Raw genomic sequence first — 24,112 nt, 5'->3', positions numbered from 1 at the left:
GCGACAGATGACAGTGATCCAGCCAAGGCCCAGTTGCCAAACCCAAGGTTTCGCCTACTTTCGCTCGGAGGCAGCGAGGGGAGATGGAATGGAGGATAGCCAACAGGCGCTGGAACAGGCGCTTCATGCCTGCGCAGCCGGCGACCGCCGCGGTCTGGAGCGGATCTATACGAGCGAATCCGCCCGCATGGTGACCATCGCCGAGCGCATTCTGCGCCGCCACGACCTTGCAGAAGAGATCGTCCAGGAAGCCTTCGTCCAAATCTGGAACAAGGCCTTTCAGTACCAACCCGATCGTGGTTCTGCCCGCGGCTGGATCTATGCTGTCGTCCGCAGCCGCGCCCTGAACGCGCTAAGGGATGGACGACGCGAGGATCTCACGGAAACGGAAAGCCTGGATCGCCTGCAGGACGAAGGCGCCGAGACCCTCTATTCCGATCTCTTCGATGATCTTGATACCAAGAGCCGGTTGCGTTCCTGCCTTTTGCGGCTCGATGAACTGCGACGCCGGACAGTGATGATGGCCTATGTCTCCGGCTATAGCCACGGCGAGATCGCGGGGCGGCTCAAGCTGCCACTCGGGACGACCAAAGCCTGGATCCGTCGATCACTCACCGCCTTGAGGGAGTGCATGGCATGAGCACCTGGCAAAGCCTGAGCGAACGCGCTGATGCCTTCGTGCTTGGCCTGATGGACGATAGTGAGCGCGCAAAGGCCGAACGTGACATTGACACCGATCACGCCTTCGCCCGGGAAGTCGGCGCAGCACGTGATCGCTTTCTCGAGCTTGACCTGGCCGGCCCGGCCGCATCCGTCCCGGCCGATCTGTGGACCCGCATCGAGCAGCGACTGGGCGCGACCAACGCCGAGAAGCCTGTGGACGCGGCAACAAGCCCTGCCCCGTCTCGGCCGGAACCAATGAATGACAACTGGACGCATCGCTGGCGCGGCATTGCGCTTTCGGCCATTGCCGCCTCCTTGTTGCTCGTCGCGTCGCTCACTTATACCGTGCTGTCATCCCCGGAACCCCAGGTGATCGCTGTCCTGATGAATGCCGAGGGCCAGCCCGTGGTGATGATCGAGGACTTCGGCAACGACAGCGCCAAGGTTGTGCCGCTGGTGGACGTTTCCGTCCCGGCAGACCGTTCGCTACAAGTCTGGACACTGCCTTCCGCTGATCTCGGACCAGTTTCGCTCGGTGTGCTTGATGGCTGGAATACGGTGACCCTTGACGGACCGGCACTGCCTTCGCCGCAAGAAACGCAGCTGTACGAGATCACCATCGAACCCGCCGGCGGCTCCCCGACCGGGCGGCCGACAGGACCAATCCTGGGTAAGGGTTTCGCCAGCATTCCAAGGTAACGCATACGATGCTACCAGAATTGGGGAGCCGGTTGTCAGACAAGGTCTTGCGGCCACGATTGACATTAAGGTCAAAACATCCCAGCCATGTTGGCTAGTTGGAGAAGTCAATGGCACGCCGTCAAGAAGGTCAAACACGCCTGGATGAGGCCGCTCGCGCGGGCTGGCTGTATTACGTCGCCGGTCGCACGCAAGACGAGATCGCGCAAAGCCTCGGCGTGTCGCGTCAGACGGCGCAGCGGCTCGTGTCGCTCGCTGTGGCCGAAAAACTCATCAAAGTCCGACTTGATCATCCGATCGCCGAGTGCCTTGAATATGCGGAAAGGGTGAAGGAACGCTACGGTCTGAAATCCGTAGAAGTCGTGCCAAGTGATCCGGGATCGTCCTCAAGCACGATCGGCGTTGCCGAAACCGGCGCGGCTGAGCTTGAGCGCTGGCTGAAGCGGCCTGAGCCTCTGGTCGTCGCCATGGGAACTGGCCGAACACTTCGCGCCGTGATCGACCAGCTCTCGCCAATGGAATGCCCGCAACACAAGATCGTATCGCTCACGGGCAATATCAGTCCGGACGGCTCGGCTGCCTATTTCAACGTCATCTTTTCGATGGCCGATGCGGTGAAGGCGCCGCATTTCCCAATGCCTCTTCCCGTCATCGTCTCTTCGCGTGAGGAGCGCGATCTTCTACATCGCCAACCCCTGGTCGCACCAACGATCGAACTCGGGCATCGATCCGATGTCGCCTTTGTCGGCGTCGGCGAAATGACCATGGAGGCACCGCTTTTGCTCGACGGCTTCCTCGATCGCGAGGAGATGCGGCAGTTGCTGAATATCGGCGCCGTCGGCGAGATCTGCGGCTGGGTTTTCGATGCCGAAGGTCATCTGCTGGATCATCCGGTGAATGATCGTGTGGCCAGTCTGTCGCTGCCGCCACGCGACCGGGCCACTGTCATCGGGCTCGCTCAAGGTGCCCGCAAGCACACTGCGATCCGCGCCGCGCTTCGCGGTGGACACGTCAACGGCCTGATCACGGACGAAATCACAGCGCGCTTTTTGCTGCAATCGTAATCAGTCTACAAATTTTCCTGCATATAAATCAGCCTGTTCACTGAATTCAGGGGGGTAACCCGTCGCTCACCCCATTGACAGATTGCGCCCTGTTGGTGAGTAATTGCCCATGAGCTTAGCGAATGCTCAAAAAATCCTTCTGGGAGGAAGACATGAAATTGAAGTCTGTACTGCTGGGCGCATGCTCGGCACTGGTTCTTGCCGGCATGGCATCGGCCGAAACCCTCACCATCGCGACGGTCAACAACGGCGACATGATCCGAATGCAGGGTCTGACGTCGGAATTCACCACAGCCAATCCCGACATTCAGGTCGAGTGGGTCACGCTGGAAGAAAACGTCCTGCGCGAACGCGTCACGACGGACATCGCCACCAAGGGTGGCCAGTATGACATCATGACCATCGGCACCTATGAAGTTCCGATCTGGGCAAAGCAGGGCTGGCTCGTTGCCCTCGACAATCTCGGCGCCGACTACGACGTGGACGACCTTCTGCCAGCCATCCGCTCGGGCCTCACCGGCGAAGACGGCAAGCTCTATGCCGCTCCGTTCTACGGCGAATCCTCGTTCATCATGTACCGCAAGGATCTGATGGAGAAGGCTGGGCTCACCATGCCCGACGCCCCGACCTGGGAATTCGTGGCGGACGCCGCACGCAAGATGACCGACCGCGCCAATGACATCAACGGCATCTGCCTTCGCGGCAAGGCCGGCTGGGGCGAAAACATGGCCTTCCTGACGGCCACGTCCAACGCCTTCGGTGCACGCTGGTTCGACGAAAAGTGGCAGCCGCAGTTCGATCAGCCGGAATGGAAGAACACACTCGACTTCTACGTCAAGCTGATGAACGATGCTGGCCCGCAGGGCGCATCCTCAAACGGCTTCAACGAGAACCTCGCGCTGTTCCAGCAGGGCAAGTGCGGCATGTGGATCGACGCCACGGTTGCTGCATCCTTCGTGACCAACCCGAAGGACTCCACCGTTGCTGACAAGGTCGGCTTCGCACTGGCTCCCGATACCGGTCTTGGCAAGCGTGGCAACTGGCTCTGGGCCTGGAACCTCGCCATCCCGGCCGGTTCGCAGAAGACCGCATCGGCTGAGAAGTTCATCTCCTGGGCAACCAGCAAGGCCTATGCCGAGCTCGTCGCTTCGAAGGAAGGCTGGGCCAACGTTCCTCCGGGCACCCGTACGTCTCTCTATGAGAACGCCGAGTACCAGAAGGCTGCGCCCTTCGCGAAGATGACGCTTGACTCGATCAATGCGGCTGACCCGAAGAGCCCGACCGTCAAGCCCGTTCCCTATGTTGGCGTCCAGTTCGTCGCCATCCCGGAATTCCAGGGTCTTGGCACCACGGTTGGCCAGCTCTTCTCGGCGGCACTTGCCGGTCAGATGTCGGTCGACGACGCCTTGGCACAGGCTCAGGAAGTCTCGGTTCGTGAAATGACCCGCGGCGGTTACATCAAGTAATATCCTCCCGAAGATGCCGTCCGGGCCTTGAAGGTTCGGGCGGCACTCTTGACGGAAGACAGCGGGTTCGATGGCCCCGCCCGGCTCCGCCGAAAATTGCCCCGTCTGGATAGACGAGCCTGAGCGCCCGACGTCGGAGTGCCAGCCTCTGCAAGAGATCAAAACCCATGGCTACGCAAAACACCCGGACGCTTGCCCGTCTGATGATGGCACCTTCCGTCGGCCTTCTCCTCGTTTGGATGATCGTGCCGCTCGCAATGACGCTCTGGTTCTCATTCCAGAACTATAACCTGCTTAATCCGGCCAATGTCAGCTTCGCCGGCCTGTTCAATTACAAGTATTTCTACACCGATCCGGCCTTCTTCCAGTCGATCTGGAACACGCTGCTGATCGTCGGTGGCGTCCTGCTGATCACGATTGTCGGCGGCATTGCGATTGCGCTTCTGCTCGACCAGCCGATGTTCGGTCAGGGTATCGTCCGCATCATGATCATCTCGCCTTTCTTCGTCATGCCACCGGTGGCCGCGCTGGTGTGGAAGAACATGATCATGCATCCGGGCTATGGTGTGCTCGCCGATATCAACCGCTTTTTCGGCTTCCAGCCCGTTGACTGGTTCGCGCAATATCCGCTGTTTTCGATCATCATCATCGTCGCCTGGCAGTGGCTGCCGTTCGCAACGCTGATCCTTCTGACCGCGCTTCAGTCGCTCGACGGCGAGCAGAAGGAAGCCGCGGAGATGGATGGCGCAGGCTTTATCAACCAGTTCATCTATCTGACACTTCCGCATCTCGCCCGCGCGATTACGGTCGTCGTTCTCATTCAGACGATCTTCCTGCTCGGCGTCTACGCGGAAATTCTCGTCACCACCAATGGCGGCCCCGGCTACGCCTCCACAAACCTGGTTTTCCTGATCTACCGGACAGCCCTTCTCGGCTACGACGTCGGCGGCGCATCGGCCGGCGGCATCATCGCCATCATCCTCGCCAACATCGTCGCCTTCTTCCTGATGCGCGCGGTCGGCAAGAACCTGGACCGCTGAGGAGACAAGACCATGGCAAGAGCCATCACCGCCCGCAAGAAGATCGCCTTCACCGCGCTGGCCTGGACCATCGCAATGATCATCTTTTTCCCGATCCTCTACACGATCATCACCTCGCTGAAGACCGAGACCGAGGCGATCCAGGGCTTCAACCTGGTCCCGTCCTTCACGCTCGAAAACTACGTGACGGTTCAGACGCAGCGCGACTACTTCAAGCCCTTCATGAACTCGGTCGTCATCTCAGTCGGCTCGACCATCCTGGCGCTGCTGATTGCCATTCCAGCCGCCTGGGCCATGGCTTTCTCGCCGACACGGAAGACCAAGGACATCCTGATGTGGATGCTCTCCACCAAGATGATGCCGGCGGTCGCAGTGCTCGTGCCGATCTATCTGATCTTCCGCGATTTCGGCCTGCTCGACACCCGGATCGGGCTCACCATCATGCTGATGATGATCAACCTGCCGATCGTGGTCTGGATGCTCTACACCTACTTCCGCGAAATCCCGGGCGAGATCCTTGAAGCCGCCCGCATGGATGGCGCCTCGCTTCTCAACGAAATCGTCTATGTCCTGACCCCGATGGCGGTCCCGGGCATCGCCTCCACCATGCTGCTCAATGTCATCCTGGCATGGAACGAGGCCTTCTGGACGATCCGCCTCACCACGACGAACGCGGCCCCGCTCACCGCCTTCATCGCCTCTTTCTCCAGCCCGCAGGGTCTCTTCTGGGCCAAGCTTTCGGCAGCCTCGACGCTCGCCATTGCCCCGATCGTCATCCTCGGCTGGTTCAGCCAGAAACAACTCGTCCGCGGCCTCACCTTTGGCGCTGTGAAGTAAGGAATAAGAAGATGGGTAGCATCACACTTCAAAACGTGTCGAAGACCTTTGGCGAAGTCTCGGTCATTCCCTCGATCGATCTCGAGATCAACAATGGCGAATTCGCCGTCTTCGTCGGCCCTTCAGGTTGCGGCAAATCCACCCTTTTGCGCCTGATTGCGGGTCTCGAAGACGTGTCCGGCGGCAAGATCCTGATCGACGGCAAGGATGCGACCGAGAAGGCACCGTCGCAGCGCGGGCTGGCCATGGTCTTCCAGTCCTATGCACTTTACCCGCATATGAGCGTGCGCTCGAACATCGGCTTCCCGCTGAAAATGGCGAAGATGGACAAGGCCGAGATCGACCGCAAGGTCAATGAAGCGGCCCACATCCTCAACCTCACCGACTATCTCGATCGCAAGCCGCGCAACCTTTCGGGCGGTCAGCGTCAGCGTGTTGCCATCGGCCGCGCGATCGTTCGCTCGCCGGAATGCTTCCTCTTCGACGAACCGCTGTCGAACCTTGATGCGGCGCTGCGCGTCAACATGCGTCTCGAGATTTCGGAACTGCATCAGAAGCTCAAGGCCACCTCGATCTACGTCACCCATGACCAGGTCGAAGCGATGACAATGGCCGACAAGATCGTCGTGCTCAACAAGGGGCGCATCGAACAGGTCGGCTCGCCGCTCGACCTCTATCGCAATCCGCGCAACCTCTTCGTCGCCGGCTTCATCGGCTCGCCGAAGATGAACCTGATCTCCGGACCCAAGGCTCTGGAGAAGGGTGCGCATACGATCGGCATTCGCCCCGAACACATGACGCTGTCGACCACTGAAGGCGCCTGGAAGGGCAAGGTCACAGTCGCCGAACATCTGGGCTCCGACACTTTCCTGCATATCCAGACGGAAGATCACGGCACGATCACCGCGCGTGTCAGCGGCGAAATGCCGGTTCGCCATGGCGATACTGTCTACGCGACACCGGACGAAAGCCGTCTCCATCGCTTCAACGACAAGGGTCTTGCACAATGACCGGCAGACTTTCCGGAAAATCGGCACTCATTACCGGCTCCGCCAGGGGCATCGGTCGCAGCTTTGCCGAAGCCTATGTGCGCGAGGGCGCAACTGTCGCCATCGCTGATATCGACTTTGCACGGGCAGAGAAGACCGCTGCGGAGATCGGCCCCCAGGCTTACGCAGTGGCGCTCGATGTGACCGATCAGGCGTCGATCGACGCAGCCATTGCAGCCGTTGAGGCGCGCACCGGCGGGATCGACATTCTGATCAACAACGCTGCCCTGTTCGATCTCGCGCCAATCGTCGAGATCACGCGCCAAAGCTATGACCGGCTGTTTTCCATCAACGTCGCAGGCTCGCTTTTCATGCTCCAGGCGGCGGCGAAATCGATGATCGCCCGCGGCAGGGGCGGCAAGATCATCAACATGGCGAGCCAGGCAGGTCGGCGCGGCGAGGCTCTTGTCGCGGTTTATTGCGCCACCAAGGCCGCGATCATTTCACTCACCCAATCGGCCGGGCTCGACCTGATCAAGCATGGCATCAACGTCAATGCGATCGCTCCTGGCGTCGTTGACGGCGAACATTGGGACGGCGTCGACGCGCTGTTTGCCAAGTATGAAAACCGGCCACTCGGCGAGAAGAAAAAGCTCGTCGGCGAAGCGGTGCCCTTCGGCCGCATGGGCCGGGCGGAAGATCTGACGGGCATGGCGATTTTCCTCGCCAGCACGGATGCCGATTACATCGTTGCCCAGACCTACAATGTCGACGGCGGAAACTGGATGAGCTGACGGGAACCAACAGGAGCCCAGAGCCAAGGAATGCGACCATGACCACTAAACTCTCGCTCGCCAACATCCCCGCCATCACGACGGCGGCCATACCGGCCTATGCCCGCAGCCAGATCAGCGCCGGGATCCTGCATTTCGGCGTGGGCAATTTCCACCGTGCCCATATGGCCGTTTACCTGCATGAACTGTTCAACGAGGGTCTCGACCACGACTGGGGCATTATCGGTGCCGGGGTCATGCCCTCAGACCAGAAAATGCGCGACACATTGAAGGCGCAGGATTTCCTCACCACCGTGGTCGAACAGGATACGACCCGCTCTGCTGCCACCGTGACCGGTCCGATGGTCGATGTCATCACGGCGCCAGACTTTGACCAGATCATCGAGACCCTGGCCAATCCGGCAATTCGTATCGTGTCGATGACCATCACGGAAGGTGGCTATTTCATCGATCCGGCAACAGGCAAGTTCGATCCGAACCATCCGGCGATCGTTGCCGATGCTGCTGACCCGGCTCATCCGAAAACCGTCTTCGGGTTGATCATCGCAGGACTCAAGCTGCGCCGGGACCGGGGCGTTGCTCCCTTTACCGTCATGTGTTGCGACAACATTCCCGGAAACGGCGAAGTGACCGAGGCCACCGTCTGCGGCCTCGCAAAGCTCTCGGATGCGGATTTCGCCCATTGGATCCACAAGAATGTCGCCTTCCCGAATGCCATGGTCGACCGCATCACACCGGCGACGGGCCCGCGCGAAATCGCCATCACCCGAGATACCTACGGCATCGACGACGGCTGGCCTGTCTTCTGCGAAGAATTCAAGCAATGGGTGCTGGAAGACAAGTTCCCACTCGGTCGCCCGGCCCTTGAAAAGGTCGGCGTCACCTTCGTGCCGGACGTGGCCCCTTATGAGCTGATGAAGCTGCGCATCCTCAACGGCGGCCATGCGGCCATCGCCTATCCGGCCGCGCTCATGGACATCCACTTCGTCCACGAAGCCATGGAAAACGACCTGATCCGGGCCTTTCTGGCCAAGCTCGAAAAAGACGAGATCATCCCCGTCGTTCCGCCTGTACCGGACACCAGCCTGAACGACTATTTCGATCTCATCGAGCGCCGTTTCTCCAACCCGAAGATCGGGGACACGATCCCGCGTCTCGCCCAGGACGGTTCCAACCGCCAGCCGAAGTTCATCCTGCCCTCGACGGCAGACCGGCTTGCCAAGGGCCTTGACGTACAGGGACTGGCCCTCGTCTCGGCGCTGTGGTGCCGCTACTTCGAAGGAACGAGCGATAGCGGCAAGGCAATCGTGTTCAATGACAGCAGCGCCGAACGCCTTCATGCGGCTGCACTCGCATCGCGCGAAGAGCCTAATGCCTTCCTCGCGCTTGATGATATTTTCGGTGCAGTCGGCACACATCCGCAATTCATCAAGCGCTTCACAGAGGCCTTGACCTCCTTGCGCAGTGCGGGAACTGCCGCCACATTGCGCCGCTATCTTGAGGGGGGCCTCGGGGGATAAGTGGGCGGTGCGATGGACGGTTCGACCAAAACTCTGGTGATATTCGATTGCGACGGCGTTCTCGTCGACAGCGAACCGATTGCGCTGGAGGTTTTGATCGAGGCGCTCAGGGAAAAAGGCGTCAACATCGATCAGGAAGGCGCCTCCGAGCGTTTTCTCGGGCGAAGCCTCGCGCATCTCGCCCAATCGGTCGAAGCGGAGTTCGGTGTCGAGATCGATGCCGAATTCCTCTCGCACATGCGTGAGGCGCTCTACCGCCGCTTCCGAACCGACCTTAAGCCGCTTCCGGGCATACCCCATGTCATGCAGGCGCTCAGAGATGGCGGACTGTCTTGGTGCGTCGCGTCATCCAGCCAGAAGGAACGGGTCGAGCTGTCTCTGACCGTGACCGGCCTGATCGACTATTTCGCACCCGACATCTTCAGCGCCACCATGGTCAAGAACGGCAAACCTGCCCCGGACCTGTTCCTCCATGCTGCGGCTGAGATGGGCTTCCCGCCCGAGCACTGCATCGTTGTCGAAGATAGCCCCGCCGGAATTCAGGCCGCCCGGGCGGCCGGCATGCGCGTCTGCGCCTTTACCGGTGGATCGCATACTATCGATCCCGCCTACCGTGCCTCTATGGCATCGCTGACGCCCGACGCGTCCTTTGACCGGATGGAACACCTGGTCGACTTCGTCTGTCCGCGAGGACCGGACTGATCCATGCCGATTTACCCTTTTGTCATCCCCGCATTTGTCGGTGATCCTCAACGTCAGGCCGTTTGCCGGTTTGACGCAACCGCTGGCATGCTCCACTTTACGCAATGCCAACAAGAACCGAGCCGGGACGGAAACAAGCCAATATGCGCGACCATGTGATTGCGGTGGATGTCGGGACGGGCAGCGCACGCGCCGGCGTCGTCGATCGCAGCGGACGTCTGCTTGCCCGCAGCGAACATGCAATCATCATGCATGTCGAGGGAGAGGACATAGCCGAGCAGTCGTCGGAGCAGATTTGGGCAGCGGTCTGCATTGCCGTAAAGGGCGCGCTGGAGGCGACCGGGCTTTCGGCTGCGCGGATTGCCGGCCTTGGTTTCGATGCCACGTGCTCGCTGGTCCTGCGCGATACCCTGGGCGCTCCCCTGGCACTGACCGCCAAAGATGGGCAGGCCTTCGATACGATCGTCTGGCTCGATCACCGCGCAATCGCGGAAGCGGAGGAGTGCACACACACAGGGCACGCCGTCATCCAGCATTCAGGCGGCACGCTGTCCCCCGAAATGCAGATCCCGAAGCTCTTGTGGCTGAAGCGTCAGCGCCCGGATCTCTGGGCACGCCTTGGCTCGGCCTTCGATCTCGCCGATTTTCTCACCTGGCGTGCCACGGGTTCAAATGCCCGTTCGCTGTCTACCCTCACCTCGAAGTGGGGATACCTGCACGGCACCAGCAGTCCCTGGCCCACAGACTTTCTGAGCGCCATTGGCCTGTCGGATCTGGCGACGCGTGCGGCCCTGCCGGATACCGGCGTCCCCGCCGGTCAGGCGATTGGCAGGCTCGGCGCAGACGCGGCACGGGATTTCGGGCTCGATGCCGGCATTCCCGTTGGTGCCGGGATGGTCGATGCCTATGCCGGCGCGCTCGGCGTGCTCGGCCGTCATGCGGCAGACGGAGCCGAGGCGCTCTCCGGTCGCTACGCACTGATCGGCGGAACGTCCAGCTGCGTTGTCTCCTTTGCGCCGAAGCCTCTGTTTCGCCACAGCGTCTGGGGGCCTTACAACGAGGCCGTTTTTGCCGGCTCGTGGCTCACCGAAGCGGGGCAATCGGCGACAGGCGCCCTGCTCAACCATATTCTCGGCATGCATGCAGCCGGCGGCGAGCCAAGCGTTGCGCGCCACCGCGCCGTGATTGAACGTGTCCAAGCGATGCTGGCAGCACATGGCCCGGGATTTGCCGACGAAATCAATATCCTGCCGGACTTCCACGGCAACCGCTCGCCCTTCGCCGATCCTAAACTGACCGGCATGATGACAGGCCTGACGCTCGACCAGAGCTTCGATGGCCTCTGCCGAATCTACTGGCGCGCCTGCGTCGCCATAGCGCTTGGCCTGCGCCAGGTGCTTGAGACCATGCATGCCGGAGAGACAGGCCCGGTCCGCCTCCACCTGACCGGTGGCCATGTCAAAAACGCCTTGCTGAATGAACTCTATGGCGACGTCGCTGGCTGTGAGGTCTCGATCCCCCAGACTGACGATGCCGTCCTCGTCGGGACAGCCATCAACGCAGCGACTGCGGCCGGCCTCTACACGTCACTCGCCGACGCCGGCCGCGCCATGGCCCCGACCTCCGTCAGCCGGCCGCCGAATTTGTCCACAAGGAAGGACCAATACGACCGGGACTATCGCCGGTTTCTGGCGATGCAGGAATTGCGTGCGACGCTGGCCACGATCTGAAACGGCGGACGCGCGACCGATACGAAAATACCCTCAAAAATTGAAGGCACAAACCGTCGGTAACGCAAGCCCAAACATTCCACTTGACGAAGTTCAGATGGCCGTATTTTAATCAGGCTTAGATTTTAGGCACTCAATACGCCCTCGAATCCACCACCCACATTTTCTGGGCAACAGCGCCCCACAACGCCCCGTTCGCGGGATCGCGTTGTGGGTCTTTTCGTGTTTGGAGTTTCAATGCCTCATCCGGCGAAGATCGGCATCCTCTATTCCTCCACCGGGCCCTATGGCGCGATGGGCCGGGATGCGCGCGAAGCGGCAGAGTTCGCCTTTCATCTCTATGCCTCTTCGGGGGGCAGGAATGTCGAGCCGGTCTTTTTCGACCCGCATGCCGAGCTCAGCGCCTATCTTGAAGGCGCACGGAGCCTGATCCGGGATCATGGATGCCGCCATATCGTGGGCACAATCACCTCGGCTGCGCGCAAGGAAGTTATCCCGCTCGTTGAAAAGCATGACGGCCTCCTCTGGTATATGTGCCCCTACGAAGGCTTCGAGGCGAATGAGAATGTGCTCTATATCGGTGGCTGCCCGAACCAGCACCTGATCCCGCTCTTCCAGCATCTCTTCCCCCGCCATGGAAAGCGCCCCTACCTCGTCGGCGCCAACTATGTCTGGGGTTGGGAAATGAACCGCCTCGCGCGCGAACTGGTGCAGAACGAGGGCGGCACAATCCTCGGTGAACGCTACCTGCCGCTGGAGGAAACCGCCGTCGAACGTCTCGTTGCGGATATTGCCGAAAAGCGCCCGAGCTTCATTCTCAACAATCTCATCGGCCCTTCGAGCTATGCCTTCCTCAAGGCCATGGCGGAACTTGCGGCGCGTGATCCATATTTCCAGCCGGACAGCTGCCCGATTGCCAGCTGCGACCTGCAGGAATGCGAACTCGTCGAAATTCAGGCGGGCGCCGCTGTCGGACAGCTCTGCGCAGCCTCTTATTTCGATAGCCTGGCCACCCCGGAAAACCGTGAATTCAAGACGCGGCTTGCCGACTGGCGCGGCGAGGTCCGGCAGGTTTCAAGCGTCTTTGCCAGTGCGTTCACAGCGGTCAGTCTGTGCATTGCAGCGATTGAAGCCATCGGGGATGATACACCCGTAGACGTCCGCGCGAAGATCCTTGATCGGACATGGCCGACCTTGTTTGGCGATATGCGCGTCGATCCAGCCACCAATCACGCCGCCCTTCCTTTCCTGCTGGGTAAGGTGAACCCCGCCAATGGTTTCGACGTGATTGCCACGCGACCGCCGATCGCCGCAGATCCCTATCTGGCCGGCGTGAAACCACACTCCCTTCCGAAGCTGAGGGTCGTTTGATGATGACGGCGACACCTAATTTCAACGGATGGCGCGCAGCTGTCCTCTCCGAAGAAGACGGCAATGTGGAGCGCCTCAAACGCCAGCTCGTGCTCCTCGGCATGCAGGTCGATGTGCAGTGGGAGCCCCTCGCCCCCACCGAACTGCCGGAAATCATCATCGTCGATGCCGACCGGGGATGGGACGCGCTCCTGCCCTGGAGCATCGAGGCACCCCAACGCCCCGTGGCTGCCCTGCTTGGCTCGGAAGCGCCGGGTCGCATTGCTTGGGCCATCCGCCATGGGGCAAGCGCGATCATCCCGAAACCGGTCGCGTCTGCCACCGTCTTTCCAGCGCTTGTACTCGCCGTGTCCATTCACACCGAACGCCTGGCCGTTCAGGCGAAGATTGCCCATCTTGAAGAGCGCCTCCGATTGCGGCCGGTCGTCTTTGCCGCCATCGCCCGGCTGCAAAGCGAGCGAAAGGTGACGGAAGAGCAGGCCTTTGCCGCCCTGCGGTCAACGGCGATGAAACGCCGGTTGCCGATGGAACAGATCGCGGCCGCCTTCCTCGGCGGCGTGGATCCCCTGTGGGAGGTGGGCTGATGCGCGTGCTCAAGGAAATCAGCCGTCGGCCACTTGCACTTTTCGGCCTCGTGGTCATCGTGCTTGTGTGCCTGCTTGCGCTGTTTGCGCCCTGGATCGCGCCTTACAGCCCCGACAACCAGATGTTCGACGGCCTTACCTTGGAAGGTGCACCCATTCCGCCGAGTGCCCAATTCCTCCTGGGTACCGATACGCTGGGTCGCGATCTCCTCTCCCGCCTGCTTTACGGCGCCCGGACCTCGCTCATCATCGGCCTAGCAGCCAATGGCGTTGCCGTGACCATCGGCCTTTTTGTCGGGGTAACCGCCGGTTATCTGCGCGGCTGGATCGGCACTCTGCTCATGCGCTTCACCGATCTCATGATGGCCTTTCCCGCATTGCTGCTCGCCATTGTGCTTGCCGCGATCCTGAAGCCGAGTCTGCTGATCGTCGCCATGGTCATTGCGCTGGTGAACTGGGTTCAGGTCGCCCGCATCGTCTATACCGAGACGCGGGCGCTTGCCGAACGCGATTTCATCCTTGCCGAGCGCGCGCTCGGGGCTGGGCATAGTCGCATCCTGTTCCTGCATGTGCTGCCGCATCTCTTTCCGACTGCGATTGTCTGGGGCACACTTGGCGTTGCCACCACGGTGCTGCTCGAGGCCACCCTCTCCTTTCTCGGCGTCGGCGTTCAGCCGCCGGATGCCTCCTGGGGCAATATCATCTTCGAAAGCCAGAGCTACTTCCAGGCGGCCCCCTGGCTGGTCTTCATTCCAGGCGCGATCATCCTGATCACCTCGCTCTCCTTCAACCTCGTCGGCGATGCCTTGCGTGACATCTTCGATCCCATGCAGCGGGGACGTGGCTGATGGCGTTCCTCATCCTCAAACGGCTCGCTCAATCTGCCCTGATCCTTCTCGGTGTCGCGGCCATCACATTCCTGCTCCTCTATGCGCTTCCAGCCGATCCGGCACGCATGATCGCAGGGCGCAGCGCGACCGCACAGACGGTTGCCAATATCCGGCATGAACTCGGGCTTGATCAGCCGATCCTCTTCCAGTTTCTCCACTATCTGACCAACCTGATTCAGGGCGATCTCGGGCGCTCCTATGCCCAGAAAACCGAAGTCTGGACGCTGATTGCCGCCCGCCTGCCCGCGACGCTGACCCTGATGGCAGCAGGCATTCTGACGGAAGTGGTCATCGGCCTTGCGCTCGGCATGATTGCTGCCGTCAAGCGCGGCGGATTTCTCGATCAGCTGGTCATGACCTCCGCCTTTGTCGGCGTGTCGTCACCCCAATTCGTCGTGGCGCTGCTGCTGCTCTATGTCTTTGCCGTCTCGCTGGGCTGGTTTCCGATGAGTGGCTATGGAACGGCCGCCCATGTTGTCCTGCCCGCCCTTACCCTCGGCCTGCTTGGTGCGGGCTGGTATGCCCGCATGGTCCGCTCGGCCATGATCGACGTGCTCAATCAGGACTATATCCGCACCGCCCGCGCCAAGGGACTGTCGAGCACCCGGGTCATTCTGCGCCATGCCCTGCCGAACGCCATGCTACCCGTCATCGCCATGATTGGCATCGATATCGGCCAGTTCATGGGCGGCGTGGTGGTGGTCGAGGCGGTCTATGGCTGGCCGGGCATTGGCCAGCTCGCCTGGCAGGCCATCCAGCAGGTCGACATCCCGATCATCATGGGCGTCACCCTCGTTTCTGCGCTCGCCATCATCATCGGCAACATCATTGCCGACATGCTGGCGCCCGCCATCGATCCGCGCATCCGTCTTCAATAAGCAAAAGGGGAATCAACAATGCTGAAGAACTGGCTCAGGACAACCACGGCAGCAGCGACGCTGTTTGCCGCACCCTATATGGCGCTGGCGCAGGACGCCCCCGCCCAGGGTGGCGATATCGTCGTCACCTACAAGGACGACATCACCACGCTCGATCCGGCAATCGGCTATGACTGGGTCAACTGGTCGATGATCAAGAGCCTCTATTCTCGCCTGATGGACTACAAGCCCGGTACGGCCGAGCTTGAACCCTCGCTGGCTGAAAGCTTTGACGTTTCGGCCGATGGCCTCACCTACACCTTCAAGCTCCGACCCGGCGTCAAGTTCTCCAATGGCCGCGAGGTTGTGGCGGCAGACGTGAAATATTCGATCGAGCGCGCGGTCAACCCGAAGACGCAAGGCCCGGGCGCTGGCTTCTTCGGCGCGATCCAGGGCTTCGACGCGCTCACCGGCGGCACGTCCGATGTGCTGAGCGGCATCGAGACGCCGGATGCCTCCACCGTCATCTTCAAGCTCTCGCGTCCCGACGCGACCTTCCTGCATGTGCTGGCGATCAACTTCGCCTCTGTCGTGCCGAAAGAAGCGGTCGAGGCCGCCGATGGGGATTTCGGCAAGAAGCCGGTCGGCTCCGGCACCTTCGTGCTGAAGGACTGGACCATTGGCCAGAAGCTCGTTTTCGAGCGCAACAAGGACTACTACGTCAAGGACGTGCCGCATATCGACTCCTTCAGCGTCGAGGTGGGACAGGAGCCGCTGGTCGCGCTGCTTCGCCTCCAGAAGGGCGAAGTCGACATTGCCGGTGACGGCATTCCGCCGGCCAAGTTCCTTGAGGTGAAGAACTCGCCGGAAGGCGCCGAGATGATCGTCGATGGCGAACAGCTGCACACTGGCTACATCACGCTCAACACCAAGGTAAAACCCTTTGACAACGTGAAGGTGCGCCAGGCCATCAACATGGCCGTCAACAAGGAGCGCATCACCCGCATCCTCAACGGCCGCGCAACCGCTGCCAACCAGCCCTTGCCGCCGCTGATGCCAGGCTATGACAAGGCATTCACCGGCTATGCCTACGATGTCGAAAAGGCCAAAGCCCTGCTGGCCGAAGCCGGTTATCCGGACGGTTTCGAAACGGTCCTCTTCTCGACCAACACCGATCCGCAGCCGCGTATCGCACAGGCCGTTCAGCAGGATCTCGCCGCCATCGGCGTGAAGGCGGAAGTGCGCGCCCTTGCCCAGGGTAATGTCATTGCAGCGGGCGGCACGGAAGGCGAAGCGCCGATGATCTGGTCTGGCGGCATGGCCTGGATCGCCGACTTCCCGGATCCGTCCAACTTCTACGGTCCGATCCTGGGCTGTGGCGGCGCGGTCCAGGGCGGCTGGAACTGGTCCTGGTACTGCAACGAAGCGCTCGACAAGCGCGCTGTCGAAGCTGACTCCATATCGGATCCGGCCAAGGTCACGGAGCGCCAGGCCGCCTGGAGCAAGATCTTCACCGACGTCATGGCCGATGCCCCCTGGGTTCCGGTCATCAACGAGCGTCGCGTCGTTGCCAAGTCGACCCGCATGGGCGGTGAAGACAACATCTACATCGATCCGACCCGCGTCATCAATTACGACGCGATCTTCGTCAAGCAGTAAGCAGGCTCAAGTCGGGCACGCCTTTATCGGCGTGCCCGCATCTCACATCGTCAGATCGGAAGGGGACCAGCATGTGCGTCGCGTGCACCTATACCATCCACAAGGCCCAGCATAATTTCGGCTGGAACAAGGATTTTCCACCCGCACTCACGGCCAAGCCGGGTGAAACCATCCTGTTCGAATGCCTCGATTCCTCCGGCGGTCAGCTTGGCCCGGATGCGACACTGGACACGCTCGCCAATCTCGACTTCGGCAAGATCAATCCGATCTCCGGCCCCGTCTATGTGGAAGGCGCTGAACCCGGCGATGCGCTGAAGGTCACCATCCGCAAATTCCACCCGAGCGGCCATGGCTGGACCGCGAATATTCCCGGCTTTGGCCTTTTGGCGGACCAGTTCGAAGATCCGGCCCTGCATATCTGGAAATATGACGCCGTCTCCATGACGCCGGCTGCCTTCGGCCCCGGCGGTCGGGTGCCTCTCAAGCCCTTTACCGGCACGATTGGCGTGGCACCGGCCGAACCCGGTCTGCACTCCGTCGTTCCACCCCGACGCGTCGGCGGCAATATGGATATCCGCGACCTCAGTGCAGGCGTCACGCTTTACCTACCGGTCGAAGTGACGGGCGCCCTCTTTTCTGTCGGTGACACCCACGCCGCACAGGGCGATGGCGAAGTCTGCGGCACAGCCATCGAAAGCCAGATGAATGTCGAACTGACACTCGATCTGGTGAAGGGCGCCAATCTCAAATCGCCGCGCTTCACCACCACCGAACCGGTCACACGCCACCTCGACGGTGCCGGCTACGAGGTGACGACAGGGATCGGCCCGGACCTGATGACTGGCGCCCGCGAAGCCGTCATGCGCATGATCGACCTTCTGTCGGCCGAGCACGGCATGAATCCGGTTGATGCCTATATGCTCTGCTCGGTTTGCGGTGACCTGCGCATCAGCGAAATCGTCGACATGCCCAACTGGGTCGTCTCCTTCTATTTCCCGCGTCTGGTGCTGGCTTGACCCCTCCCAAGTCAAACAATCGGCCTTTGCTGCAGGTGAAGGGTCTATGCGTCGACGCGCGCACGCCGGATGGCCTGCGGCGCGTGCTCGACGACATCACCTTCGACCTCCGCCAGGGTGAAACCCTTTGCCTTGCCGGCGAGTCCGGCTCTGGCAAGTCGGTGACGTCGCTTGCGATCATGGGGCTCCTGCAAAAAGCGAGCCTCAAGGTGGCGTCAGGCGAAATCCTGCTCGATGACACAAACCTGCTGACGCTCTCGCCAACCCGCATGCGCCAGATGCGGGGAGGCGATGTCGCGATGATCTTCCAGGAACCCATGACCTCCCTGAACCCGGTGATGACCATCGGTGCGCAACTCATCGAGACGGTTCGGGAACACCAGAAGGCATCCGAGGAGGGAGCTGAAGCCGCCGCGCGGCGCATGCTCGACGCCGTGCACATCAACGATGCCGCGCGTCGATTGAAGCAGTATCCGCATGAACTGTCCGGCGGCATGCGTCAGCGCGTGATGATCGCCATGGCACTTTGCTGCCGACCGAAGGTGCTGATCGCCGATGAACCGACGACCGCCCTCGATGTGACCGTGCAGGCCCAGATCCTCGATCTCATCCGCGACCTGCGGGCAGAGTTCAACACCTCTGTACTGATGATTACCCACGATATGGGCGTGGTGGCGGAAATGGCCGACCGCGTGGCTGTGATGCGCCACGGCCGTATCGTCGAGCAGAATGACGCCATCCCCCTCTTCGAAGCCCCGCGCGACGCCTATACGCGCGCGCTTCTCGCCGCCGTCCCGCGTCTTGGCGCTCATGCCGGCACGGACATGCCGCCGCGGGTCTCGGATGCCCCACTTGCGGTCAAGGCGGGTCCCGCACTGGAGGTGAGTGGCCTTACCGTGACCTACGGGAAGAAGCAGGGCTTGTTTTCCCGTGGTCCGCAGCCAAAGCCAACCGTCGAGGATATCGCCTTCGTCATTCCAGCCGGCCAGACACTCGGGCTGGTGGGCGAATCCGGCTCAGGCAAGTCGACTACCGGAAAAGCCGTACTCGGGCTCGTGCCCTTCGGCGGCTCCGTGAAGATCGCCGGCCAGGACATCTCCCATCTTTCGCACCGGCAGATGCGGCCCGTGCGCCGACTGGCCCAGATGATCTTCCAGGATCCCTATGCCTCGCTCGACCCCCGCATGAGCGTGGGCGCGGCCATCGCAGAACCGCTGGTGATCCACGGTGTAGGCAACCCCTCCGAACGCGACGACCGTGTGGCGACCCTGCTCAGGCGGGTCGGCCTGACGCCGGATGCCGCCAAACGCTACCCGCATGAGTTCTCCGGCGGCCAGCGCCAGCGGATCTGCATCGCCCGCGCGCTGACGCTGGAACCCAAGCTGATCGTGGCAGACGAAAGCGTCGCAGCACTCGATGTCTCGGTGAAAGCCCAGGTCCTTGATCTGATGCTTGAACTGCAGGAACAGATGGGCCTGGCCTACCTGTTCGTTTCGCATGACATGGCGGTGATCGAGAAGATGTCGCACCAGGTGGCGGTGATGCAGGGTGGCCGGATCGTTGAATTTGGGACCCGGCGAGAGGTCTTCGAGAACCCGCAGCACGCCTATACTCAAGGGCTCATGGCGGCCGTACCGATCCCTGATCCAAGGCACTACCGCCGGCTCGCCTCGTAAGGATTCGGGCAAAGACCATTCGCGATTGCCGTACTGGGAGACAACAAGGCAATGCCGGCCCCTGTGGGACCGGCATCTTTCCTGATCAGAAAGCAGCCACCTTACGCATACAACGGCAGGCCATAACGTTCCAAAATTTCGGCGATCTTCGCATCCTGCGCGGGGTCGGGCAGCAAGGCCGGCTGGCGGCTGGCACCAACGCTGGGGTCCTGCATGTAGAGCGCACGCTTGACCATGGCCGGGGCAAAGCCCAGCGCATAGAGATCCGTGCGGAAGGCGGTGAAGATGTCCTGCTGGCGCTCGGCCTGCGCCAGATCACCAGAATTGACCCCGTTCAGGATGCCGGCCAAAACCTTGGGCAGGGCATTGCCGAGGCCTGAAATGCAGCCGGCCGCGCCATTCTGCAATGCCCAGAGCACGAGGTGGTCGGGGCCCGAATAGACATCGAAACCAGGCATGTCGCGAGCGACGGCCAGATAGGCTTCGAGCGTTTCCTTGGCCCCGCCGGAATCCTTGATACCGGCGATATTTCCGTGCGACGCGAGCTTTCGCGCCGTGTCGGGCTCAATATGGTTCTGAGTGCGCGCCGGAATGTCGTAGAGGTAGATCGGCGTCTGGACCGCATCCGCGACCGTCGAGAAATGCCGGATCAGGCCGTCCTGCGTGCAGGCGATGAAGAAGGGCGTGATCACCGCAATCGCGGTTACCCCGATCCGGTCGAATTCGCGGGCAAGTTTCACCGTCTCGAAGGTCGCCGGCATGCCGGCATTGACGATCACGTCGACGCGGCCACCGACCTCATCCACCACAGCCTCGGCCAAAGACACCTTTTCCTCAAAGGTCAGCGCCGAAAAATCGCCATTGGTGCCGGCACACATGATGTTGTTGCCGGCCTCCACCTGGCGGCGCACCTGCGCGCGGGTGGCTTCGTAGTTGATTGTCTCGTCCTCGTTGAAACAGGTGACGAGCGCGACGAAGGCCTTTTTCGACATGGTGGTCTTTCTCCAGTGTGTGGGCGCGCTTACGATGCGCTTCTGAGCCGGGCAGCGCGGTGTCGCGCCTGCACATCCGGATCGGGATCGAGGCCGGCGGCGAGCAGTGCCTGCGTATAGGCCTGGCGTGGGGTTTCGAAGATCTCCCGGACAGTGCCCAGTTCGACGATTTCGCCCTGTTGCATGACCATGACATGGTCGGCGAAATCACGAACCACCGGCAGGTCATGGGCAATGAAAATGAAGGCAATGCCCATTTCCTGGCGCAGCTTATCGAGAAGCGCTATGACCTGGGCCTGGACCGACACATCCAGCGCCGAAACGGCCTCGTCGCAGATGATAAGTTGCGGCTCGAGCGCGAGCGCCCGGGCAATCGCGATGCGCTGACGCTGGCCGCCGGAAAACTGGTGCGGATAACGGCCCATATGCTCCGGCCCAAGACCAACCTGGGTCAGGAGCTCGGCCACCCGCGCGCGCCACTTCGCCTTTGGCAGGATATCCGGATGGATGACCCAGGCCTCGGAGATCAGCTGGTACACGGTCATGCGCGGGTTACGCGACTGGGTGGGATCCTGGAAGACCATCTGCAAGTCCCGGCGCAGCTTGTAGAGTTCAGCCGGGGACAGCGCAAAGAGATCGCGTCCCTTCCAGAAAGCCTGGCCGGTATCCGGTTCGTCAAGGCGCAGCAGAATGCGGGCGAGCGTCGACTTGCCCGAGCCGCTTTCGCCAACGACGGCCAGTGTTTCGCCTGCCAGCAGATCAAACGAGACACCTTTTAGGGCTGCGAAGGCACCGTAATTCTTGCGCACGTCCCTGACGCTGAGCACCGGTTCCGCGCCTCGCAACGGTTCGTGCATCGCCCCCTTGCCGGGAGCGGCGGCAATCAGCTTTCTCGTATAGGGATGCTGCGGGTTCTTGTAGACCTCGCGGACGGTCCCGGCCTCGACCAGGACACCCTTTTCCATCACCACGACACGGTCCGCGATCTCGGCGACGACGCCGAGATCGTGCGTGATGATCAGAACCGCCATGCCGGTTTCCTGCTGCAGCTCCTTGAGGAGTGCAAGGACTTCCGCCTGCACGGTCACATCGAGCGCCGTGGTCGGTTCGTCGGCAATCAGGAGATCGGGCCGCAGTGCAAGCGCCATGGCGATCATCACGCGCTGGCGCTGGCCGCCGGAGAATTCATGCGGATACTTGTCCAGCGCATGCGCGGGATCGGGAATGCCGACGCGTCCGAGAAGCCGCAAGGCTTCGGCCTGCGCCTTTGATCCATCCGTGCCATGCGTGGTCAAAGCTTCGCGGATCTGCCAGCCGACCGTATAGACCGGATTGAGATGGCTGAGCGGATCTTGGAAGATCATTGCGACGCGGCGGCCATTGATTTCCCGGCGCTTAGCCGACGGCATGGTCAGGAGGTCGACGCCGTCGAGCAGGATCTCGCCAGAACTGATGCGGCCCGGCGGCATGTCGATCAGGTTCATGATCGCAGCCGACGACACCGACTTGCCGGAGCCACTCTCGCCAAGGATGGCGAGCGTCTCACCACGGTCGAGATGATAGGAGATGTCGCGCACCGCCTTTACCACGCCAACTGCGGTATGGAACTCGACCGAGAGGTTCCTGACTTCGAGGAGATGGTCAGCCATTCTTGGCCCCTTTCATTTCGAGGCGCCAGCGCTGCACTGGGTCGAGTGCGATGCGCATCCAGTTCGACAGGAGGTTCAGCGACATGGTCGTGAGGATGATCGCGAGCCCCGGCCAGAAGGACAGCCACCAGGCATTGGTCAGATACTGACGTCCCTGGCTGATCATCAGGCCCCAGGTGATTTCCGGCGGCTGGATACCGATTCCGAGGAACGACAAGGCGCTTTCGGCCAGCATGACATAGGCAAAGTCGAGCGTTGCGAGCGTGGTGAGGGTCGGGAGGACCACCGGCAGGATGTGCCGGAACAGGATGCGCTTGCTGGACGCGCCCATGACGCGGGCGGCCTGGACGAACATGCGTTCACGGATTTCCAGAACCTCCGCGCGGGTGGTTCTGAGATAGACCGGAATGCGGGTGATCGCCAGAACCAGCATGAGGTTCAGGATGGACGAACCAAGAATATAGAGAACGATGACGGCGATCAGTAGCGACGGGAAGGACATGATCACGTCCGCAAGGCGCATGATCGTCTGGTTGACGCGCGGCGACGAGAAGCCGGCGATCAGGCCGAGCACGGTTCCAACCACGGAGGAGATCAGCACCGCGCCGGCGGCGACCATGATCGTGTTCTGGGTTGCGACGATGATGCGGGCGAGCAGCGGGCGGCCGAGCGCGTCGGCGCCCATCCACCAGACCCATGCCTTTTCGAAATCGAAGGGCGCCATGTTGCGGCCACGCAGGTTCTGCTTGGTCGCAAGATCACCCAACCAGCTTGGTCCGATCACGGCCAGAGCGAGGATGACCAGGAGAAAGAATGCCGCACAGAGAGCGAATTTGTCGGCCAGCAGCATGCGGAACATGCGCAGGTAAAAGGGCGGCTCCTCAGTGAGGACGGCGGTGGAATTTTCCAGAGTCATGGTTCCCTCCTCAATGCCGGATACGGGGATCGAGAAGCGCGTAGGCAAGGTCGATCAACAGGTTCATCAGGAAGATCGCCAGCGCCGTGACCAGGATCGCTGCCAGAACGACATTGAAGTCGCGCTGCAGGATGGAATCGATCATCAGCTTGCCGACGCCGGGAAAACCGAAAATCGTCTCGATGATCACGGCACCGTTCAACAGGCTTGCAGCCTGATCACCGATCACGGTGATGACCGGCAGCATGGCGTTGCGCAGCGCATGGATGAAGATGATCGGCGTCGACTTCACGCCCTTGGCGCGGGCCGTCTTCACATAGGCAGAGGACAGGGCCGTGATCATCGACCCGCGCACAACCTGGACGATGATGCCGAAGGGCCGGACGAACAGGACGCCGATTGGCAGGATCCAGTGCCAGATCGATCCCGTGCCGGAGGTTGGCAGCCAGGCAAGGTTGACGGAAAAAAGGACGATTGCGACGATTGCCAGCCAGAAGTCGGGAACCGAGGCGCCGACCAGGGAAACGATCGATGAGAAACGGTCGAAGAAGCCACCGGCACGAAAGGCGGCCAGGGAACCGACGACGATCGCTGCGCCCGTGACCAAGGTCATCGTGATCACGGCCAGCCACAGGGTCCAGACAAAGGCTTCGAGAACGACGTCGAGGGACGGCCGCGCCTTGCGCAGCGATTCCCCGAGATCGCCAGTGACCACATCGCCAACATAACGGCCGAACTGCACCATCAGCGGATCGTTCAGACCGTGGAGTTCGCGGAACTGGTTCTTCATCTCCTCCGAAGCCTCGACCGGCAGGAAGAGCGCTGCCGGATCACCGGTCAGGCGGGAGAGGAAAAAGACCATGACGATCAGTCCGATCAGCGAGATCAGACTGGCCACGGCACGTTTTCGGATGAAGCTCAGCATGGCACCCTCGAAAGAAACGGTGCGGCGGGATCATCCCGCCGCATGACTTGGCATCGGATCAGGCGGCGGGGCG

22 protein-coding genes are annotated in these 24,112 nt (G+C 61.4%); 18 read left to right on the top strand and 4 right to left on the bottom strand.

The features are described from left to right. The first annotated feature begins 88 nt into the window (after nucleotides 1-88). From IP76_RS21540 to IP76_RS21455, 18 genes are all read left to right on the top strand, one after another. A complete protein-coding gene (locus tag IP76_RS21540) occupies nucleotides 89-640 on the top strand; it encodes a sigma-70 family RNA polymerase sigma factor (RefSeq protein WP_054160294.1) in 552 nt (183 codons plus the stop codon). Continuing rightward, nucleotides 637-1,362 carry an anti-sigma factor gene (locus tag IP76_RS21535; RefSeq protein ID WP_054160293.1) on the top strand — a complete coding sequence of 242 codons (726 nt, stop codon included), beginning with the start codon at nucleotides 637-639 and terminating at the stop codon, nucleotides 1,360-1,362. Before IP76_RS21540 ends, IP76_RS21535 begins: the two co-directional genes overlap by 4 nt. Nucleotides 1,363-1,472: 110 nt before the next feature. Continuing rightward, complete coding sequence (locus IP76_RS21530) at nucleotides 1,473-2,426, top strand: sugar-binding transcriptional regulator (RefSeq protein ID WP_054160292.1); 954 nt, start codon at nucleotides 1,473-1,475, stop codon at nucleotides 2,424-2,426. 152 nt (nucleotides 2,427-2,578) lie between these two features. Then, nucleotides 2,579-3,892, top strand: coding sequence for a sugar ABC transporter substrate-binding protein (locus tag IP76_RS21525; RefSeq protein WP_054160315.1), 1,314 nt, complete (start codon nucleotides 2,579-2,581; stop codon nucleotides 3,890-3,892). A gap of 167 nt (nucleotides 3,893-4,059) precedes the next feature. Next, on the top strand, nucleotides 4,060-4,932 hold the full coding sequence (locus tag IP76_RS21520) for a carbohydrate ABC transporter permease (protein ID WP_054160291.1): 873 nt from the start codon (nucleotides 4,060-4,062) through the stop codon (nucleotides 4,930-4,932). A gap of 12 nt (nucleotides 4,933-4,944) precedes the next feature. Then, the gene (locus tag IP76_RS21515) at nucleotides 4,945-5,769 is read left to right on the top strand and encodes a carbohydrate ABC transporter permease (RefSeq protein WP_054160290.1); all 825 of its coding nucleotides are present in this window, start codon (nucleotides 4,945-4,947) and stop codon (nucleotides 5,767-5,769) included. A gap of 11 nt (nucleotides 5,770-5,780) precedes the next feature. Continuing rightward, nucleotides 5,781-6,779, top strand: coding sequence for an ABC transporter ATP-binding protein (locus IP76_RS21510; protein WP_054160289.1), 999 nt, complete (start codon nucleotides 5,781-5,783; stop codon nucleotides 6,777-6,779). Then, a complete protein-coding gene (locus IP76_RS21505; protein WP_054160288.1) occupies nucleotides 6,776-7,552 on the top strand; it encodes an L-iditol 2-dehydrogenase in 777 nt (258 codons plus the stop codon). Before IP76_RS21510 ends, IP76_RS21505 begins: the two co-directional genes overlap by 4 nt. Before the next feature lie 38 nt (nucleotides 7,553-7,590). Next, on the top strand, nucleotides 7,591-9,072 hold the full coding sequence (locus IP76_RS21500) for a mannitol dehydrogenase family protein (RefSeq protein WP_054160287.1): 1,482 nt from the start codon (nucleotides 7,591-7,593) through the stop codon (nucleotides 9,070-9,072). A gap of 12 nt (nucleotides 9,073-9,084) precedes the next feature. After that, complete coding sequence (locus IP76_RS21495; RefSeq protein ID WP_054160286.1) at nucleotides 9,085-9,774, top strand: HAD family phosphatase; 690 nt, start codon at nucleotides 9,085-9,087, stop codon at nucleotides 9,772-9,774. 143 nt (nucleotides 9,775-9,917) lie between these two features. Beyond that, nucleotides 9,918-11,504 carry an FGGY-family carbohydrate kinase gene (locus IP76_RS21490; RefSeq protein ID WP_054160285.1) on the top strand — a complete coding sequence of 529 codons (1,587 nt, stop codon included), beginning with the start codon at nucleotides 9,918-9,920 and terminating at the stop codon, nucleotides 11,502-11,504. 237 nt (nucleotides 11,505-11,741) lie between these two features. Beyond that, nucleotides 11,742-12,875 (top strand): transporter substrate-binding protein, encoded by a 1,134-nt coding sequence (locus IP76_RS21485; RefSeq protein WP_054160284.1) that lies wholly within the window; start codon nucleotides 11,742-11,744, stop codon nucleotides 12,873-12,875. 2 nt (nucleotides 12,876-12,877) lie between these two features. Then, the gene (locus tag IP76_RS21480) at nucleotides 12,878-13,459 is read left to right on the top strand and encodes an ANTAR domain-containing response regulator (RefSeq protein ID WP_054160314.1); all 582 of its coding nucleotides are present in this window, start codon (nucleotides 12,878-12,880) and stop codon (nucleotides 13,457-13,459) included. Then, nucleotides 13,459-14,307, top strand: a complete 849-nt coding sequence (locus IP76_RS21475) for an ABC transporter permease (RefSeq protein ID WP_054160283.1) — start codon at nucleotides 13,459-13,461, stop codon at nucleotides 14,305-14,307. The genes IP76_RS21480 and IP76_RS21475 overlap by 1 nt, the downstream gene beginning before the upstream one ends. Further along, entirely contained in the window at nucleotides 14,307-15,227 is a 921-nt protein-coding gene (locus IP76_RS21470) for an ABC transporter permease (protein WP_054160282.1), read from the top strand. Before IP76_RS21475 ends, IP76_RS21470 begins: the two co-directional genes overlap by 1 nt. A gap of 18 nt (nucleotides 15,228-15,245) precedes the next feature. Continuing rightward, the gene (locus tag IP76_RS21465; RefSeq protein ID WP_054160281.1) at nucleotides 15,246-16,865 is read left to right on the top strand and encodes an ABC transporter substrate-binding protein; all 1,620 of its coding nucleotides are present in this window, start codon (nucleotides 15,246-15,248) and stop codon (nucleotides 16,863-16,865) included. Nucleotides 16,866-16,936: 71 nt separating this feature from the next. Next, the gene (locus IP76_RS21460; RefSeq protein WP_054160280.1) at nucleotides 16,937-17,881 is read left to right on the top strand and encodes an acetamidase/formamidase family protein; all 945 of its coding nucleotides are present in this window, start codon (nucleotides 16,937-16,939) and stop codon (nucleotides 17,879-17,881) included. Then, nucleotides 17,878-19,557 carry an ABC transporter ATP-binding protein gene (locus tag IP76_RS21455; protein ID WP_054160279.1) on the top strand — a complete coding sequence of 560 codons (1,680 nt, stop codon included), beginning with the start codon at nucleotides 17,878-17,880 and terminating at the stop codon, nucleotides 19,555-19,557. The genes IP76_RS21460 and IP76_RS21455 overlap by 4 nt, the downstream gene beginning before the upstream one ends. Before the next feature lie 101 nt (nucleotides 19,558-19,658). On the opposite strand, the gene IP76_RS21450 is transcribed toward IP76_RS21455, so the two are convergent. Genes IP76_RS21450 through IP76_RS21435 form a run of 4 tightly spaced genes read right to left on the bottom strand, consistent with a single transcriptional unit; the run spans nucleotide 19,659 to nucleotide 24,039 of the window. Continuing rightward, nucleotides 19,659-20,549 carry a dihydrodipicolinate synthase family protein gene (locus IP76_RS21450; protein ID WP_054160278.1) on the bottom strand — a complete coding sequence of 297 codons (891 nt, stop codon included), beginning with the start codon at nucleotides 20,547-20,549 and terminating at the stop codon, nucleotides 19,659-19,661. A 29-nt stretch (nucleotides 20,550-20,578) separates the two neighbouring features. Next, on the bottom strand, nucleotides 20,579-22,198 hold the full coding sequence (locus IP76_RS21445; protein WP_054160277.1) for an ABC transporter ATP-binding protein: 1,620 nt from the start codon (nucleotides 22,196-22,198) through the stop codon (nucleotides 20,579-20,581). Further along, nucleotides 22,191-23,114 carry an ABC transporter permease gene (locus IP76_RS21440; protein WP_054160276.1) on the bottom strand — a complete coding sequence of 308 codons (924 nt, stop codon included), beginning with the start codon at nucleotides 23,112-23,114 and terminating at the stop codon, nucleotides 22,191-22,193. The genes IP76_RS21445 and IP76_RS21440 overlap by 8 nt, the downstream gene beginning before the upstream one ends. A gap of 10 nt (nucleotides 23,115-23,124) precedes the next feature. Further along, nucleotides 23,125-24,039 (bottom strand): ABC transporter permease, encoded by a 915-nt coding sequence (locus tag IP76_RS21435; protein WP_054160275.1) that lies wholly within the window; start codon nucleotides 24,037-24,039, stop codon nucleotides 23,125-23,127. Between the last annotated feature and the right edge of the window lie 73 nt (nucleotides 24,040-24,112).

Source organism: Rhizobium sp. AAP43, assembly GCF_001296045.1.
Lineage (GTDB): Bacteria > Pseudomonadota > Alphaproteobacteria > Rhizobiales > Rhizobiaceae > Allorhizobium.
Note: the sequence above shows the minus strand (reverse complement) of the source record. Positions and strands in the feature narration are given on the sequence as shown.

Excerpts from the sequence above, each read along its gene's own strand:
- IP76_RS21540 (WP_054160294.1), top strand. The coding sequence starts at position 89 with ATGGAGGATAGCCAACAGGCGCTGGAACAGGCGCTTCATGCCTGCGCA.
- IP76_RS21535 (WP_054160293.1), top strand. The coding sequence starts at position 637 with ATGAGCACCTGGCAAAGCCTGAGCGAACGCGCTGATGCCTTCGTGCTT.
- IP76_RS21530 (WP_054160292.1), top strand. The coding sequence starts at position 1,473 with ATGGCACGCCGTCAAGAAGGTCAAACACGCCTGGATGAGGCCGCTCGC.
- IP76_RS21525 (WP_054160315.1), top strand. The coding sequence starts at position 2,579 with ATGAAATTGAAGTCTGTACTGCTGGGCGCATGCTCGGCACTGGTTCTT.
- IP76_RS21520 (WP_054160291.1), top strand. The coding sequence starts at position 4,060 with ATGGCTACGCAAAACACCCGGACGCTTGCCCGTCTGATGATGGCACCT.
- IP76_RS21515 (WP_054160290.1), top strand. The coding sequence starts at position 4,945 with ATGGCAAGAGCCATCACCGCCCGCAAGAAGATCGCCTTCACCGCGCTG.
- IP76_RS21510 (WP_054160289.1), top strand. The coding sequence starts at position 5,781 with ATGGGTAGCATCACACTTCAAAACGTGTCGAAGACCTTTGGCGAAGTC.
- IP76_RS21505 (WP_054160288.1), top strand. The coding sequence starts at position 6,776 with ATGACCGGCAGACTTTCCGGAAAATCGGCACTCATTACCGGCTCCGCC.
- IP76_RS21500 (WP_054160287.1), top strand. The coding sequence starts at position 7,591 with ATGACCACTAAACTCTCGCTCGCCAACATCCCCGCCATCACGACGGCG.
- IP76_RS21495 (WP_054160286.1), top strand. The coding sequence starts at position 9,085 with ATGGACGGTTCGACCAAAACTCTGGTGATATTCGATTGCGACGGCGTT.
- IP76_RS21490 (WP_054160285.1), top strand. The coding sequence starts at position 9,918 with ATGCGCGACCATGTGATTGCGGTGGATGTCGGGACGGGCAGCGCACGC.
- IP76_RS21485 (WP_054160284.1), top strand. The coding sequence starts at position 11,742 with ATGCCTCATCCGGCGAAGATCGGCATCCTCTATTCCTCCACCGGGCCC.
- IP76_RS21480 (WP_054160314.1), top strand. The coding sequence starts at position 12,878 with ATGACGGCGACACCTAATTTCAACGGATGGCGCGCAGCTGTCCTCTCC.
- IP76_RS21475 (WP_054160283.1), top strand. The coding sequence starts at position 13,459 with ATGCGCGTGCTCAAGGAAATCAGCCGTCGGCCACTTGCACTTTTCGGC.
- IP76_RS21470 (WP_054160282.1), top strand. The coding sequence starts at position 14,307 with ATGGCGTTCCTCATCCTCAAACGGCTCGCTCAATCTGCCCTGATCCTT.
- IP76_RS21465 (WP_054160281.1), top strand. The coding sequence starts at position 15,246 with ATGCTGAAGAACTGGCTCAGGACAACCACGGCAGCAGCGACGCTGTTT.
- IP76_RS21460 (WP_054160280.1), top strand. The coding sequence starts at position 16,937 with ATGTGCGTCGCGTGCACCTATACCATCCACAAGGCCCAGCATAATTTC.
- IP76_RS21450 (WP_054160278.1), bottom strand. The coding sequence starts at position 20,549 with ATGTCGAAAAAGGCCTTCGTCGCGCTCGTCACCTGTTTCAACGAGGAC.
- IP76_RS21445 (WP_054160277.1), bottom strand. The coding sequence starts at position 22,198 with ATGGCTGACCATCTCCTCGAAGTCAGGAACCTCTCGGTCGAGTTCCAT.
- IP76_RS21440 (WP_054160276.1), bottom strand. The coding sequence starts at position 23,114 with ATGACTCTGGAAAATTCCACCGCCGTCCTCACTGAGGAGCCGCCCTTT.
- IP76_RS21435 (WP_054160275.1), bottom strand. The coding sequence starts at position 24,039 with ATGCTGAGCTTCATCCGAAAACGTGCCGTGGCCAGTCTGATCTCGCTG.